The following is a 14347-nucleotide window of genomic DNA, read 5'->3' as shown; positions in this document are numbered from 1 at the left end:
CTTCGATCACGAACGAAGGCTAGCGCGCCGACGGAGCCCTTCGTGGCCCGTTGAACAGGTGGGGTTCCCCGGTCAACGGGCGACGAGAGGCCGTCCAGTGCCGGGCGGGGTCAGGAGACGAGGCTCCAGGACTGGCCGGGGGCGGACGGGTTGGGGGAGTTGGTGACGACGGTGCTGCCGGCGGCGGTGCCGGCGGTGTCGAGGGCGAGGCCGGTGGCGACGTTGGTGACGGTCAGTGCGCCGGTGGCGGTGTTCTGGACGACGCGCCACTCCTGCCAGGGGTTGCCCGCCGAGTAGTTGAGCAGGTAGGCGGAGTCGCCCGCGCTGGTGCCCGCCGCGAGGACGGTGTGGACCTGGGTGGAGGTGTCGCAGTCGTCGCTGATGCGGACGGTGCCGTCGGGGTTGCTGGTGAAGGTCCACTGCTCCGAGGTGTGGCTGGGCCACCAGGTGTTGAGGTCCGCCACGGAGGTCACCGGCGCGCTGCACGTCCCGGACGCCTCCAGGACCAGGCCGCCCGTGCCGGCGCCGGTGCTGAGGGAGTGGTACCTGCCGTCGTCGACGACCGTGGCCGGGACCGTCGTCGGCAGCGGCGACAGCCGGTAGAGCACCGCGCCGTGCGGGGGCACGGAGGCGCTGATCGTCCCGCCGCCCGATCCGCTTGCGGTGGTGAACTCGCCGGTGGCGCCGGTCCACAGGTTCTTGGCGGAGTAGCCGGGGCTGGGGAGGCCCAGCGCGGCGAGGCTGGTGGTGACGGTCTGGGTGTTGCTCGGGTCCTGGTTGACCAGCAGGACGGCGGTGTCGCCGCCTGCGAGTTGGCGCTGGAGGACGACGGGCGCGGTGCTGGAGTTCGGCGGGTCGCCCACCAGGGTGGCGGGCTTGGCGAGGCTGTCCTGGTCGACGGCGATGACGTCGCGGTTCTCGTAGAGCGCGAGCGCCGAGGAGGAGATGCCGGTGGACCAGGTGTAGCCGTCGTAGCTGTGCTGGGAGTCCGCGGCGGTGCGGAAGTCCGCGCCGGAGATCAGCGGCGCCGCCATCATGGACAGGATCGAGATCTCGGTCTGCGACTCGGTGTCGGTGAACGGCTTGTGGCAGGAGCAGGTGTCGGTGGTGCCCCACAGGCCGTACGGGTCCTGCCAGCCGGCGAACATCATGTCCATGTCGTTCCAGCTGCCGGGGCGGACGTTGCCGCGGTACTGCAGCGCGGTCTGCAACTGGCCCTGGTAGAGCACGCCGTCCAGTTCGCTGTCGCGGTCGCCGCCGATCCGGCAAAGGTTGGCGACCTGCCCGCACCACACGCCGGTCGGCGCGTAGCCGGGGGCCTGGTAGGGCTGTGTGCCGGCCGCGACGACGGGGTCGGTGCGCGCCGGGTCGTTCGGGTCCTGGAGGTAGGGGAGCCCGGTGTGGACGGGCTGCGCGGAGACGCTGAGGGCGACCTTCGGGCGGCCCTGCGCGGCGGAGGCGGCGTCGAGGGCCTTCTGGAAGGTCTGGACGCGGGCGTAGATGGACTGCGTCAGCTCCTTGCCCTCGCCCTGGGTGCCGTAGTCGTGCCCGTCGGGCCCCGTGATGGGCGGGCCGTACGGACAGTCGTCGTACTTGACGAAGTCGACGCCCCAGGAGACGAAGTCGCTCGCGTCGACGGCCTCGTGGCCGAGGCTGCCGGGGTGGCCCTGGCAGGTGGTGTAGGTGTCGGTGGCGTACAGGCCGAACTTCATGCCCTTGCTGTGCGCGTACCAGGCCAGGTACTGGATCCCGTTGACGGTCTGTCCGTCGACCGTCTGGGAGGGGAAGTTGTCCGGGTCCGGGATCAGGTGGCCTGAGGTGGGGTCGATGCCGGTGCCGTCGGTGCCGCTGACGGGGTTGCCGCCGGCGTCGTAGAGCTGGAGGGAGCCGTAGGCGTCCTTGACGATGTCCGTGGTCTGGCCGCTGCGGTGCAGCAGCGACCAGCCGTCGTCGATGGTGACGGTGTTGTACCCGGCGGTGGCGAGGCCGTTCGCGGACATGTAGTCGATGGTCTGCTTCACCTCCTGCTCGTTGATGGCCGGGCCGAAGGAGTTCCAGGAGTTCCAGCCCATGGGCGGGGTGAGGGCGGTGCCGTTGTCGAGGGCGACGGCCGGGACGGCGGTGGCCAGTCCGGTGGCGCCGAGGCTGAAGGCCAGGGCCGGTGCGGCCAGGGCCAGCGCCAGCACGGCTCGGGCGGTTCTTGGCAGGGGTGCTCGCATGGTTGCGGCTCCGGAGGGCGCGAGGACGGTCGGGTGGGTGGTGCGCCTTGCGGGTGGGAAAACAACACAATCGAACGTCATCTGACGGGGAATCATTGCCGGTGGGCAGTCACGTGCGCTGCTGAGGCCATCAGTTGACGGCGAGAGTGTAATGACACATGCCACACGACACCAGGGTTCGTGCAAGATTGTGTGAGTTATTGACGGATGCTGTTGGTTTTGCTTCTCTGGGCACGCCGTGAACCACCCCTGACGGACCGCTACGGATCCTGGAGTAGGCATGCGCAAGACATGGGCCGCACTGGTTGCGACCTCCCTCGCGGCGACCGCCCTCGCCGCGGTCCCGCTCACCGCCGCCCCGGCCGCCGCCCTCGCCAACGGCCTGGCCCTGACCCCGCCCATGGGCTGGAACGACTGGAACGCCTTCGGCTGCGACGTCAGCGAGAAGCTCGTCGAGCAGACCGCCGACAAGATCGTCGCATCCGGCCTCAAAGCCGCCGGATACCAGTACGTCAACATCGACGACTGCTGGATGACGCACGACCGCGACGCCGACGGCGACCTCGTCCCCGACCCCGCCAAGTTCCCCGACGGCATCAAGGGCGTCGCCGACTACGTCCACGCCAAGGGGCTCAAGCTCGGCATCTACGAGAGCGCCGGCACCCTCACCTGCGCCGGCTACCCCGGCAGCCTCGGCCACGAGAAGCAGGACGCCGCCACCTTCGCGTCCTGGGGCGTCGACTACCTGAAGTACGACAACTGCTACAACCAGGGCATCCCCTCGCTCCAGCGCTACACCGCCATGCGCGACGCCCTCGCCGCCACCGGCCGCCCGATCGTCTTCAGCCTCTGCAACTGGGGCAACGAGTCCGTCGCCTCCTGGGGCGCGGGCGTCGGCAACCTGTGGCGCACCACCGGCGACATCAACGCGTCCTTCGGCTCGATGCTGTCGAACTTCCACACCAACGTGCAGCTCGCCGCCGGAGCCGGGCCCGGCGCCTGGAACGACCCCGACATGCTGGAAGTCGGCAACGGCATGACCCCGACCGAGGACCGCAGCGAGTTCTCGCTGTGGGCGGAGATGGCCGCACCGCTGGTCTCCGGCACCGACCTGCGCACCGCGAGCGCCGCCACCCTCGCGATCTACGGCAACCGCGAGGTGATCGCCGTCGACCAGGACCGGCTCGGCCGCCAGGGCCGACCGGTCACCCTCGCCGACGGACTCGACGTGCTGGCCAAGCCCCTGGCCGACGGCAGCGTCGCGGTCACCCTGTTCAACGAGAACCCCGGCCGCGCCACCATCTCCACCACCGCCGCGGCCGTGGGCCTGCCCGCCGCCAAGGGCTACGTGCTGCGCGACCTGTGGGCGCACCGCAGCACCGCCGCCGGAGCCGCCGGCGTCATCGCCGCCTCCGTGCCCGGCCACGGCACCGTGATGTACCGCGTCACCCCGACCAGCCGGCCCGGCGCGCTCGCCCCCGCGCTCGTCCTGGACACCACCGCACCGCAGTTCACCGCCGGCGGCTCGGCCACCGTCGAGTCCACCTTCACCGACGACGGCGCGAAGGCCGTCACGGACGTCCGCCTCGGGCTGACCGCCCCCGGCGGATGGACCGTCAAGCCGCTGACCTCGACCCGGTTCGCCCGCGTCGGCCCCGGCAAGATGGCCATCGCCGCCTTCCGGGTCACCGCACCGGCCTCACCGACCGAGCCGATCGCCCACATCCAGCTGACCGGGACGGCCGCCGCGCACTGGTCCGGCGGCACGGCGCGGGTGGACGCCGCGAACCCGGCGGAGGTGCCCTCGCCGGTCCAGGCGCCCTTCCGCACCTACACCGACAACACCGCCGTCTTCGGCCAGGCGGGCGACCGCCTCGCCATCGACGGCGCCGGGGCGGACCTGTGGGGCAGCACCGACCAGTACGGCGCCGTCTACCAGCAGGGCGCCGAGCACGACGGCTCCACCACCGTCGTCGAACTCACCGCCCAGGCGGCGACCAGCGACTGGGCCAAGGCCGGCCTCATGGTCCGCAACGACATCACCGGCTCGGCCGCCTCACCCGGATACGTGATCCTGGCCGAGGCCCCGGGCAAGGGCTACGTCCTGCAGTGGGACAGCGACGGCGACGGACAGCTGGACTCCAACAGCGCCCCCTCCAACCAGGGCAGCGGAACCGCGGTCTACCCGTCCTGGCTGAAGCTGGTCCGCAACGGATCCGTCTTCACCGGCTACTGGTCCACCGACGGCACGAGTTGGACGCAGGTCGGCCAGGCCACCGTGCCGGGCGTCGCCACGACCCAGGACGTCGGCGTGTTCACCAGCTCCCACAGCGACGGCACCAGCGGCGAGGCCGACTTCACCGGCTTCACCCAGAGCTGAGGATCCCCTGGAGTGGGGCGGCCGCCACCTGCGGCCGCCTCACATGGCCTCGGCCGACGGTCCGAACCAGCGCGTCAGCGCCTCCCGGAGCCCCGCGTCCGACCCGTCGCCCACCCACGCCACATGCCCGTCCGGCCGGATCAGCACCGCCGCGGGAGGGTCGACGGCGCCGACCACCGGCAGCTCCCACGTGCTGCCCTCGTACCGGGCCTGGACCGACCGCACGCGATCACCCCACGGCCCCGACGCGGACGCGAGGCTGTCGGCCTCGCCCAGGTCGAGCAGCACGGGCCGGGCGTCGTGCAGGAGCGTGAACACCCGCAGCGGGCCGTCCGCGCCCGTCAGGTCGAGATCGGGCATCCGGCGTCCCAGGAGGGGGTGGCCGACGCCCTCGGCCCCGTACCGGACGTCGAGGCCGAGGTGCAGGCCCGCCAGCCTGGTCCGGGCGGCGTCGACCGACATCAGGTCGGCCACCAAGTCGGCCAGCGCGCTGACGCGGCTGTCCGCCCGCTGCGTCGCCGACATCGCCATCGTGTACTTCAGCACGCGGGCCGTGGCCGGATGGCGTTCCGCCTGGTAGGTGTCCAGGAGGCCGTCGGGTGAGACGCCCCTGACCACCTGCGCGAGCTTCCACCCCAGGTTCACCGCGTCCTCGACCCCGAGGCCGATGCCCTGCCCGCCCGTGGGACCGTGCACGTGGGCGGCGTCGCCCGCCAGCAGCACCCGCCCTTCGCGGTAGGAGGCCGCCTGCCGGGTCGCGTCGGTGAACCGGGAGATGGTCCTCGGACTGCGCACCCCGAAGTCGGAGCCGTAGACGTCGACCAGAGCCCTGCTCAGGTCCGCCAGCGTGGGCTCGGCCGCCGACCCCAGCTGCTGCTCCGTCACCAGCACCTGGGTCATCCTGCCGTCGTCGCCCAGAGGGGTCAGTCCGTGGATCCCGGTCTCGTCGACGCGCATGCCCTTCGGCGTCTCCTCGGTCACCTCCACCTCGGCGATCAGGGTGCTCCTGGTCGCCTCCCACCCGGGGAAGCCGATGCCGGCCGCCTTCCGGATGACGCTGCGTCCGCCGTCCGCCGCCACCAGGTACCGCGCCCGCATCGGGGCCCCGTCGGCCACCAGCAGGTCGACCCCGTCGCCGTCCTGCGCGAACCCGACCACCTCACGCCCCCGTTGGACCGGCACACCCAGCTCCCCGATCCACTCGGCCAGAATCCCCTCGATCCTGCTCTGCACCAGGCCCAGCGTGTACGGATGCCGCGTCGGGAAGTCGCCGACGTCCACCCGCGCCCCCGCGAAGGACGCAGCGGAGACGGTCTGCCCCGCGGCGAGGAAGCGCTCGGCGATGCCCCGCTGGTCGAGGATCTCGATCGTGCGCGCGTGAAACCCCCGGGCACGCATACCCACCAGCTCGGCAGTGGGCCGCCGCTCCACGACCTGCACGTCGACCCCGGCCAGCGCCAACTCACCCGCCAGCATCATCCCGGTGGGACCCGCCCCGGCCACGATCACATCGACCATCTGCTCAACCACTTCCACTCCGGCCCTTCGTCGGCGTCGGGCACGACCGCAGGAGTCTGCGCCACCAGGGGGGCCTTGCCGCAAGGGCCCCCACGAGCTGTACGTTTGAAGTGGCAGGGAGGACGTCCCCGCTCCCACCGCTGTCACACCCCACCGAAGATCCCGCCGATCGCCGCCCGCGTCACGCAGCCGCGGCCGTGTCGCGCGGGAACCGGGCTTCCCGACGCGTCGTTGCCTGGCTGGGGAGAGGAGCGAAGGTGAAGACGCGTCAGAAGCACCCCGGTGTGCCCGAGCCCCAGTCGCCATGGAACGAGATCAGGCCCCGGCTCTGGATGGGCGGGCACTTCTGGGCCGACGCCGAGGGCGGGCTGCGGCCCGCCGTGGTCGACGCCCAGTTCGACCTGGTCGTCAGCCTGTTCACCCGGGACGGCCACGGACCCCACCCGCGTGTCGACCATCTGGTCCACGAGATCCCGGACGGTCCACTCACCTCGACGCAGATCCGCTCGGTCCAGCAGGCCGCGACGACCGTCGCGGCAGCGGTCCGGAGCGAGCGCACCGTCCTCGTCCGCTGCCGGTCCGGCTACAACCGTTCGGGCCTGGTCGTCGGTCAGGCCCTGGTCGAGCTCGGGCACGATGCCGCCGGGGCCGTCGACCTCATCCGGCAGAACCGCTCACCCTGGGCGCTCCACAACCGCACCTTCGAGCAGTACCTCACCACGGGACTCGAGGTCGCCTGTCTCCTGGTGGGGCTCGACGCCGGTTCGTGACGGTGCCTCTTGGCCCACGGCAGTCGGTCCGCCGTGCTGGTCGGAGCGCCGGTAGACCGTCTGCCAGCATGGCCCGGACACTGGCGGGAGTCGCCGCCAGGTGCAACCCGATGCGGCCACGGACACGACCGCGGCCCACGCCTTTCTGGGGGCGCCGACCGGGCGCCCGTCAGGGCAACGGCGACAGGGCGAGGCCGTAGATCCGGGACGCTCCGGAGTCGCTGCCGCAGGCGGGGCACCCGCTGACGATCCGATGTTGAGCAAGATTGCCCCCCAGGACGGGGATCGCCACCTCAGCGCGGATCACCTCGAACCAGGCGTTGCAGACAAAGCACGTGTGCCGCATGACCTCGGCGAGCACCACGCCCGCCAGATCGTCCGCCGGTTCCGTCACCCCCTCGGTCAGATCAGGAAGGACCACCCCTTCGGGCCACACCGCCAGGTAGGGGGCGGCCGGCCGCCCCTGCCGCCGCAGGAACAGGAAGTGGCGCAGAAGCGCTGGCCTGAACCTGGCACCGAACCGCGCGGGAACCTCGGCCATGCCCATCGCCGAGTGCGGGAGAGGCTCGTCCGTGAACACACGAAGCTCGCCCCAGGGTCCCGAAAACAATCGCATCCCGCACATCCCCCACTGCACTCTTCCAACGTCGCCCCAGATGTTCGCATGTTCGACTCACCGTCATCCGACGGCGACCTCGGGACCTGACCAGCGAATCGACTCTGCGCGCGGCGGGTGGTTCCGCCGGTAGGAGTCTGGGTCGTCGTAGGGCGTGCGGGTGCATAGGATCGCGGGCATGGCGCTGCGACCCGTGCACGTGATCATCAAGGCTGTCGACCCCTCGGCGGTCGGCCGGTTCTGGGCGGAGGCGCTCGGCTGGCATGCGTACAGCCCCGGCGTGACCACCTACGTCGGACCCGCCGGCGGGCTCGTCTGGCCGGATCCGGTGGGCCTCGGCATCGATCTCGTGCCCGTGCCGGAGGCCAAGACGGCGACGAAGAACCGGACGCACCTCGACCTCGCCACGACCTCCGAGGCGCATCAGGCGGAGTTGGTCGCGCGGCTGCTGACGCTCGGCGCCACGCCCGTCGACGTGGGCCAGGGCGACGTGCCGTGGACGGTGCTCGCCGATCCCGAGGGCAACGAGTTCTGTGTGCTGGAGCCCCGTGAGGTCTACCGGGACACCGGGCCGATCGCCGCCGTGCTGGTGGACTGCGCCGATCCACGCGCCATGGCCCGGTTCTGGAGCGAGGCGACGGACTGGACCGTGCACGAGGTGGACGACGACTTCGCCTCGCTGCGCTCCGCGCACGGTGGCGGTCCGTACCTGGAGTTCCTCCGCACGCCCGACGTGAAGACCGTGCCGGACCGCGTCCATCTCGACCTGCTGCCCTACCCCGGTGACGACACGGCAGCAGAGGTCGCGCGCCTGCGGGCGCTCGGGGCAGCCGATCTCGACGTCGGACAGGGCGACGCCTCGTGGACCTGTCTGGTCGACCCGGAAGGACACGAGTTCTGCGTGCTCGCCCCGTCCTGACGGAGCGGTGGTCCCCAGGTCGGCGGGGCCGCGTCATCGGCCGATCGTGCTTTTGTCATATGGCATGGACATGTGCGCCTGGGATACGGTGGTCACGCCCCCGAACGGCGGGGGTATGCACGGCTACGAGCACTTCCTGACCGTTGATTCATCGACTCGGAAGGTTCAGCCCATGTGATCCCGTCTGGCAGCCGCACGGCTCGCCGCAACCGTCCTTGCCGCCGCGGCGGCCTTCGGCCCCACCTCCGCCTCAGCCTCCGCGGCCGTCGCCCCGCACGACGCCTGGGTCCCCTGCCAGGTGGGCCTGACCGCCGACAAGGCGTGGGCCCCCGGCAGCACCTTCGGCGGCGGCGTGCGCTGGTGCGTGGGGGAGTACCAGCTCACCATGCAGACCGACGGCAACCTGGTGATCTACGACGTCAACGGCAACCCGTTGTGGAACACCCAGACCGAAGGCCACCCGGGCGCCTTCGCGATCATGCAGACCGACGGGAACCTCGTCGTCTACCAGGGCTCCACGCCGCTGTGGAACTCCGGCACCGGGGGCAATCCGGGCGCCACCTACTACCTCTGCTTCCAGACCGACGGGAACCTGGTCATCTACGCCCCGGTCCCGCACACGACCGCCTGCAACGGCGCGCCGAGGTGGGACAGCAACACCTGACACGAGGTCACCCGGGTGCACATGCGTCGGCCCCGCCGCCCACAGGACGTGGGCGGCGGGGCCTTTGGCACTGCCAGGTCAGCCGCGGACGATGTTCGCGGCCTGCGGGCCCTTCTGGCCCTGCTCGACGTCGAACGTCACGGTCTCACCCTCGACGAGCTCACGGTAGCCGTTGCCCTGGATCGCGGAGTAGTGGGCGAAGACGTCCGGGCCGCCGCCGGCCTGCTCGATGAAGCCGAAGCCCTTCTCGGAGTTGAACCACTTCACGGTGCCCTGAGCCATACTGATCTCCCATTCGGGACGGGCGGCACCCGGATGGTGGATGCCGCTTTGGTGGTCGCGTCCTCGAACAGCGGGTGAAGCGGTACGGCGGACGACGAATTCAAGTGATCACGTTACGCTGTGCCACCTGCCGGTGTCTCTGGGGGGCGGGTCACATCTTCGCAGCGCCCTGCGTCCATGCGAACGAATCGGAACGAATCGGGCTCTCGCGGGCCGGACCGGCTCCGAGCCCCGTCTCATGCCTCGGCGCCGTCCCCGACGGAGGACGCCGGTGGCTCGTCCGCCGCAGGCGTCGACGCGCGTCTGACGGCGAGCAACGCGGCGTCGTCCCCCAACCGGCCTCCGCAGTAGGCGAGGAGGTCCCGGCGCAGGTGTTCGACGAGAGCCTCCGGGGTGGCGGCCGTCCAGCGGGCGGCGCGCTCGGGGAGCGGATAGAAGGTGCCGTCGCCGTTCCGCGCCTCGGTTACGCCGTCCGTGTAGAGCAGCAGGGTGTCGTCGCCGAGGAAGGGGAAGGCCCAGTCGGTGTGCGCACCGCCGACCCTCGACTGGACGCCGAGCGGCGGCGCCGGCTCGGCGCCGTCCAGCGGCGTGACGCCGTCCGCCCGCAGCACGAGCGGCGGCGGGTGCCCACAGTTCGTCAGCCGTGCCACCGGCCCGTCGTCCGGGATCTCCAGCAGCAGCGCGGTGACGAAGTGCTCGCCCGTCTCGTCGCCGCTGTCCGCGAAGTCGACCAGGTACCGGTCCACGTGACGGTCGAGGATTCCGGCGAGGTCGGCCAGGTCGCGACAGCTCGCGGCGACCAGCCGGAACGCTCTCAGCAGCAGGGCGGCCTCGCCGACAGCGGCCAGGCCCTTGCCGCGCACGTCGCCGATCATGATCCGGGTCCCTGCGTCGGCACCGGTGGCGTCCGTGCGGGTCGCGGTGAACAGGTCGCCACCGATGTGGGTCTCGTCCTCGGCGGCGAGGTACACGGTGGCGATCTGAAGCGGCCCGATCCGCTCGGGCAGCGGTCGCAGCAGGGCCTGCTGGGCGGCCTCGGCGACCGACTGCGCTCTCGCCAGCTGCCGACTGTGGCGGTCGCGCACCACCGCGAAGAGCACGATGAGCGCCGAGAGCACCGCGAGTCCGCCGATCTGCGCCACGTGGTTGCTGGTGGTGAGCCCGCCGTGGAAGACCGCGATGATCACGTGCGCCGCCACCGCCAGGGCGCCGATCGCGGCCGTGGTCTTCGGGCCGGCGAAGGAGAGGGTCACCGCCGGGGCGATCACCAGCAGCGGACCGAGATGGACGTCCGCGGGGGAGCGGATGCCGACCACGGTGATCAGCACGATCAGCGCCAGCGGGATGAGCAGCAGCGGCCAGTTCCTCCGCCCGAGCCCCCGGTCCCTCGGCCACCGATCCCGCACATCCATGCCCCCCACTCTGCGCCGTCCCGGACCGGGACGCACCCCCGCTCACCTGCACGGGAGCGCTGCCCCGTGCGGGTGAACGAGTGGATCCGGAGCCCTCCCGGTCGGGTGCCCGCCGGCGCTGCCGCGGCAGCGCCCTGCGTCACTTCCAGGCGAAGCGGTATGCGCGGTAGGTGTTCACCCCGGCCGGGAACTCGGCGTTGAACAGCAGCGAGCCGGACGGTCCGAACTCCGAGACGTACGGCAGCGAACCCCAGCCGACGACCAGCCCGCCGTCGCGCAACGTCTGGGCGTTGCCCTGGGACGAGGCGCTGAGCCCGGACGGTTGCGCGACGGAGCGGACCAGGGTCGCGGTGTGCGTGCGCGGGTCCAGGCGGACGGTGTCCACCCGGCTGTAGGGGAGCTCGGAGAGCGTGCCCGTGCCGGTGTTGGCGATGCCCGCCGACTCGTTGTCGAAGACGCTGTACAGGCCGTGGCCGAGCGGCTCGGGGTCGTGCTGCCAGGCGAAGAGGGTGTGGGCCGTGTTGAGGTGCTGACCCGGGGCGGCGGTCAGCTTGAACGAGCTCGCCTTGCCGCCCAGCTGCCAGCGGATCACGCCGGTGCGACGGGAGACGTCGTAGGTGGTCCAGGTGTTGCGCGCGTCGACGAGCAGGCTGCCGTCGGTGTCCTGCTTGACCGCGTTGACGTGGAACCAGTCCCACGGCGTGGCCGCGGAGGCAGGCAGCGGCTGCTCGCTCTGGGCGTAGGGGACGTGGTCGGCGGCGCTCCACTGGAAGAGGACCTTGCCGGTGCGGATGTCTATCTCCTGGACCACGCCGTCGATGACCTTCTGGTCCGCCGGGCCGCCGAGGGAGCGGAGGTCGGCGGTCGTCTCCTTGTAGGCGAGGATCAGCGCGGTGTCGTCCGCGGTGATGAGGAACTCGTGTCCGTCGGCGGAGTAGCCGTTCCCGGCCCGGACCTCGGCGACCTTCCGGTAGTGGTCGTCGTAGACGTAGTCGACGCCCTGGCTCAGGCCGCCGAGGCCGGTGCCCTGCCACCAGGTGAGGACAGGGCGTCCGCGGTAGGTCTGCTTGCGGAAGTCCGCCGCCTCCTGGCCCGCGGGAACGGCGTGCGACCACACGACCTTGCGGGCGTCCGGGCTGAGGATCTCCACCCCGCTGGCGTAGGCCGGATCGGCGGAGGAGGGCGCGACGAACAGGTCGCCGCCCAGGGCCGCGCCGGCGCCGGGCTTGTCGGTCAGGACGGTCAGGGACGGGAGCACGGGCGTCGTGGACGCCGCCGCCCGCGCGGCGGCGGGCACCGACGCGGAGGCGGACGCGGGCAGGACGCCCGCGAGGGCGGCGGTCGCGGCGGCGGCCGTCAGGGCGCGTACGGTCCAGCGGTTCTGGGGCATGGGAGAAGTCCTCATCGGATGCGTGGCGGGCAGGCAGGAGCGATCACCGCTGCGAGGCGGGCGCGCGCAGGCGCGGCGGGGCCTCAACAAGCGGCGGTTGGTGGAACGTCAGGCAAAGGCCATAGCGAGGGCGATGGCGAAGGCCAAGGCGAAGACGCGGGCCAGGGTGAAGGCGATGTCGCGGGTGCTCAGCAGGCGCGACAGGCAGCGGAACAGACCCGCAGGAGGTCGATGTGACCCCGCGTGGTCAAGGCGATTCGGCGCTGCTGCATGGCCGGGAGGCTAGCAGGCACGGAAGGCGGCCGGTCAACGTCCGTCCGGATCTTGAGAGCAGTGTTGCGGCGGCGTGTCGTCCGCGTTCGCGGGGCGCCGCCCGCAGGCCGCCCGCCGTACGGGGGAAAGGGGCTGCCGGAATTCGGTTCCCGGCTCGCCTGAAGGCTTTCTCGTCCGTCATCTGATAGAGATGGCTGGCATTCTGACGGCATATCCGTGAGGGAGACCATGCGCTGGAAACTCACGCGGCGGGCGACGGCGACGGCGCTCGCCGGAGCGATGGCCGCCGTCTCGACGCTGCTCCCGTCGGCCCAGGCCGCGACCCGGACCGGCACCGCCCAGCGGACCGCCGCCCTGACGGCGGATCGGCCCGACCCACGCACGCCTCCGCCGCCGCGCCTGCCGCGGGACTTCCGAGGCAAGGGCGTGTGGATCGTCCGGGACCTCGGCGTCACGGTGCCGTTCACCTGGGAGGGGAGGGACGGCGACAGCCAGATGGTCGCGGGCGGACCGCAGTATCCCATCTGGTTCACCAACCTGATCTTCCACGGCCGGCTCTACACGCTCACCTACAAGTGGCCCGGCCTGACCGAGCATCCGTGCTCGCAGATTCCCGGCTTCGACCTCGACACGTTGAACCAGGCGCTCAGCGGCGCGCGGTTCGTCGGACGGGAGGTCCTCCAGGGAAGCCCGAACCGGTATGTGAACCACTGGCGGGTCGGAGTGGTCGTACCGAAACTACCTCCGGGCAAATTCCTGAGGCTCCCGCTCGCGCTCGGCGACGTCTACGTCGACCAGGGCAATCGCGGCACCTTCTGGCAGGTGCTCCAGTTCGGCGTGCAGAACCTCTACGACCCCGAGCTGGACGAGTGGCTCGTGATGCACACCTTCGAGCACAGACCCGGGACGGTCACGCTACCCCGCCGGTGTGCGATTCCTGCTCCGTGAGGGCGTGTCGGTTGGCCGACTCCGCTCCGCCGGGCCAGGGTTGCGGTGCGGGAGATCCCTGTCCGAAGGAGCGAGAATGCCCGAAGTCACCTCTCCGTACATGACCGGCACGCCGTGCTGGGTCGACCTCATGGCCAAGGACCAGCAGGCCGCGCTGGACTTCTACCGCGACCTGTTCGGCTGGCAGGGCCAGCCGGGACCGGCCGAGTTCGGCGGCTACGCGGTCTGCGAGCTCAACGGCAAGGCCGCGGCCGGCATCGGCCCGGCGATGGCGCCCGAGGGCATGCCGGAGCCGCCGACCGTGTGGACCAGCTACCTGGCCAGCACCGACGCGCAGGCCACCCAGGAGGCGATCGTCTCGGCGGGCGGCACGCTGCTCGTCCCGGTGGTGGACGTCGGCAACCTGGGCCGGATGCTGATCGCCGCCGACCCGCAGGGCGCCGTCTTCGGCGTCTGGCAGCCCGGCGAGTTCTTCGGCGCCCAGGTGGTCAACGAGGCCGGCGCGCTCACCTGGAACGAGTTGCACACCAGCGACGTCCCCGCCGCCACCGCGTTCTACGGCGAGGCGTTCGGCATCGAGATCGAGCCGCTGGAGGGCGCCGACGCGTACTGGGAGCTGCGCGTCGGCGGCCGCGCGGTCGGCGGTGTCAGCCTGCTCGCGAACGACCCGCCCGGCACCCCCGCCCACTGGCTGACCTACTTCGCCGTCGACGACGTGGACTCCACCGTGGACGCGCTGGTCAAGCGCAACGGCACGGTGCTGGCCCCGCCGTTCGACATGATGGCCGGCCGCATGACGGTGGTCGCCGACCCGCAGGGCGCGCCGTTCGCCATGATCAAGCCCACCCCCATGTAGGGATCCCCGGGCACGCGTACCGCGCCGACCCGCCTCGCCGGCCTTGCCCGTTTTGCCTGCCCACCGTCGGCGGGCGAGGCGGGGCAGGGCGGGGGGGGGG

12 protein-coding genes are annotated in these 14347 nt (G+C 71.6%); 6 read left to right on the top strand and 6 right to left on the bottom strand.

Going from position 1 to position 14347, the window contains the following annotated elements; translation table 11 throughout:
- Positions 1–110 precede the first annotated feature (110 nt).
- Positions 111–2219, bottom strand: coding sequence for an alpha-galactosidase (locus TR50_RS24145; RefSeq protein ID WP_152648595.1), 2109 nt, complete (start codon positions 2217–2219; stop codon positions 111–113).
- Between the two features lie 280 nt (positions 2220–2499).
- Here TR50_RS24145 and TR50_RS44550 point away from each other — a divergent pair, with 280 nt between their 5' ends.
- Complete coding sequence (locus TR50_RS44550) at positions 2500–4599, top strand: NEW3 domain-containing protein (protein ID WP_084700883.1); 2100 nt, start codon at positions 2500–2502, stop codon at positions 4597–4599.
- Between the two features lie 39 nt (positions 4600–4638).
- Here the strand turns inward: TR50_RS44550 and TR50_RS24135 are convergent, their stop codons facing one another.
- Positions 4639–6129 (bottom strand): FAD-dependent monooxygenase, encoded by a 1491-nt coding sequence (locus TR50_RS24135; RefSeq protein ID WP_236654570.1) that lies wholly within the window; start codon positions 6127–6129, stop codon positions 4639–4641.
- Positions 6130–6374: 245 nt separating this feature from the next.
- Here TR50_RS24135 and TR50_RS24130 point away from each other — a divergent pair, with 245 nt between their 5' ends.
- Positions 6375–6887, top strand: coding sequence for a protein-tyrosine phosphatase family protein (locus TR50_RS24130; RefSeq protein ID WP_042425642.1), 513 nt, complete (start codon positions 6375–6377; stop codon positions 6885–6887).
- A 169-nt stretch (positions 6888–7056) separates the two neighbouring features.
- Here TR50_RS24130 and TR50_RS46945 read toward each other — a convergent pair whose 3' ends face one another.
- Positions 7057–7467 carry a hypothetical protein gene (locus tag TR50_RS46945; RefSeq protein ID WP_042425639.1) on the bottom strand — a complete coding sequence of 137 codons (411 nt, stop codon included), beginning with the start codon at positions 7465–7467 and terminating at the stop codon, positions 7057–7059.
- A 214-nt stretch (positions 7468–7681) separates the two neighbouring features.
- Here TR50_RS46945 and TR50_RS24120 point away from each other — a divergent pair, with 214 nt between their 5' ends.
- Together TR50_RS24120 and TR50_RS24115 are read left to right on the top strand one after the other, a co-directional pair.
- Complete coding sequence (locus TR50_RS24120) at positions 7682–8422, top strand: VOC family protein (RefSeq protein ID WP_042425637.1); 741 nt, start codon at positions 7682–7684, stop codon at positions 8420–8422.
- 298 nt (positions 8423–8720) lie between these two features.
- Entirely contained in the window at positions 8721–9086 is a 366-nt protein-coding gene (locus tag TR50_RS24115) for a hypothetical protein (protein ID WP_052441287.1), read from the top strand.
- A gap of 78 nt (positions 9087–9164) precedes the next feature.
- Here the strand turns inward: TR50_RS24115 and TR50_RS24110 are convergent, their stop codons facing one another.
- From TR50_RS24110 to TR50_RS24100, 3 genes are all read right to left on the bottom strand, one after another.
- Positions 9165–9368 carry a cold-shock protein gene (locus TR50_RS24110; RefSeq protein WP_042425633.1) on the bottom strand — a complete coding sequence of 68 codons (204 nt, stop codon included), beginning with the start codon at positions 9366–9368 and terminating at the stop codon, positions 9165–9167.
- Between the two features lie 236 nt (positions 9369–9604).
- Positions 9605–10780, bottom strand: coding sequence for a PP2C family protein-serine/threonine phosphatase (locus TR50_RS24105; RefSeq protein ID WP_042425630.1), 1176 nt, complete (start codon positions 10778–10780; stop codon positions 9605–9607).
- 139 nt (positions 10781–10919) lie between these two features.
- A complete protein-coding gene (locus TR50_RS24100; RefSeq protein ID WP_042425626.1) occupies positions 10920–12170 on the bottom strand; it encodes an arylsulfotransferase family protein in 1251 nt (416 codons plus the stop codon).
- Between the two features lie 501 nt (positions 12171–12671).
- On the opposite strand from TR50_RS24100, the gene TR50_RS24095 reads away from it, so the two are divergent.
- The gene (locus TR50_RS24095; protein WP_042425622.1) at positions 12672–13391 is read left to right on the top strand and encodes a hypothetical protein; all 720 of its coding nucleotides are present in this window, start codon (positions 12672–12674) and stop codon (positions 13389–13391) included.
- A 76-nt stretch (positions 13392–13467) separates the two neighbouring features.
- Positions 13468–14247, top strand: coding sequence for a VOC family protein (locus TR50_RS24090; protein WP_042425620.1), 780 nt, complete (start codon positions 13468–13470; stop codon positions 14245–14247).
- Positions 14248–14347: the final 100 nt, after the last annotated feature.

The sequence above is a fragment of the Streptacidiphilus anmyonensis genome (assembly GCF_000787855.1).
In the GTDB taxonomy this organism is placed as follows: domain Bacteria; phylum Actinomycetota; class Actinomycetes; order Streptomycetales; family Streptomycetaceae; genus Streptacidiphilus; species Streptacidiphilus anmyonensis.
Note: the sequence above shows the minus strand (reverse complement) of the source record. Positions and strands in the feature narration are given on the sequence as shown.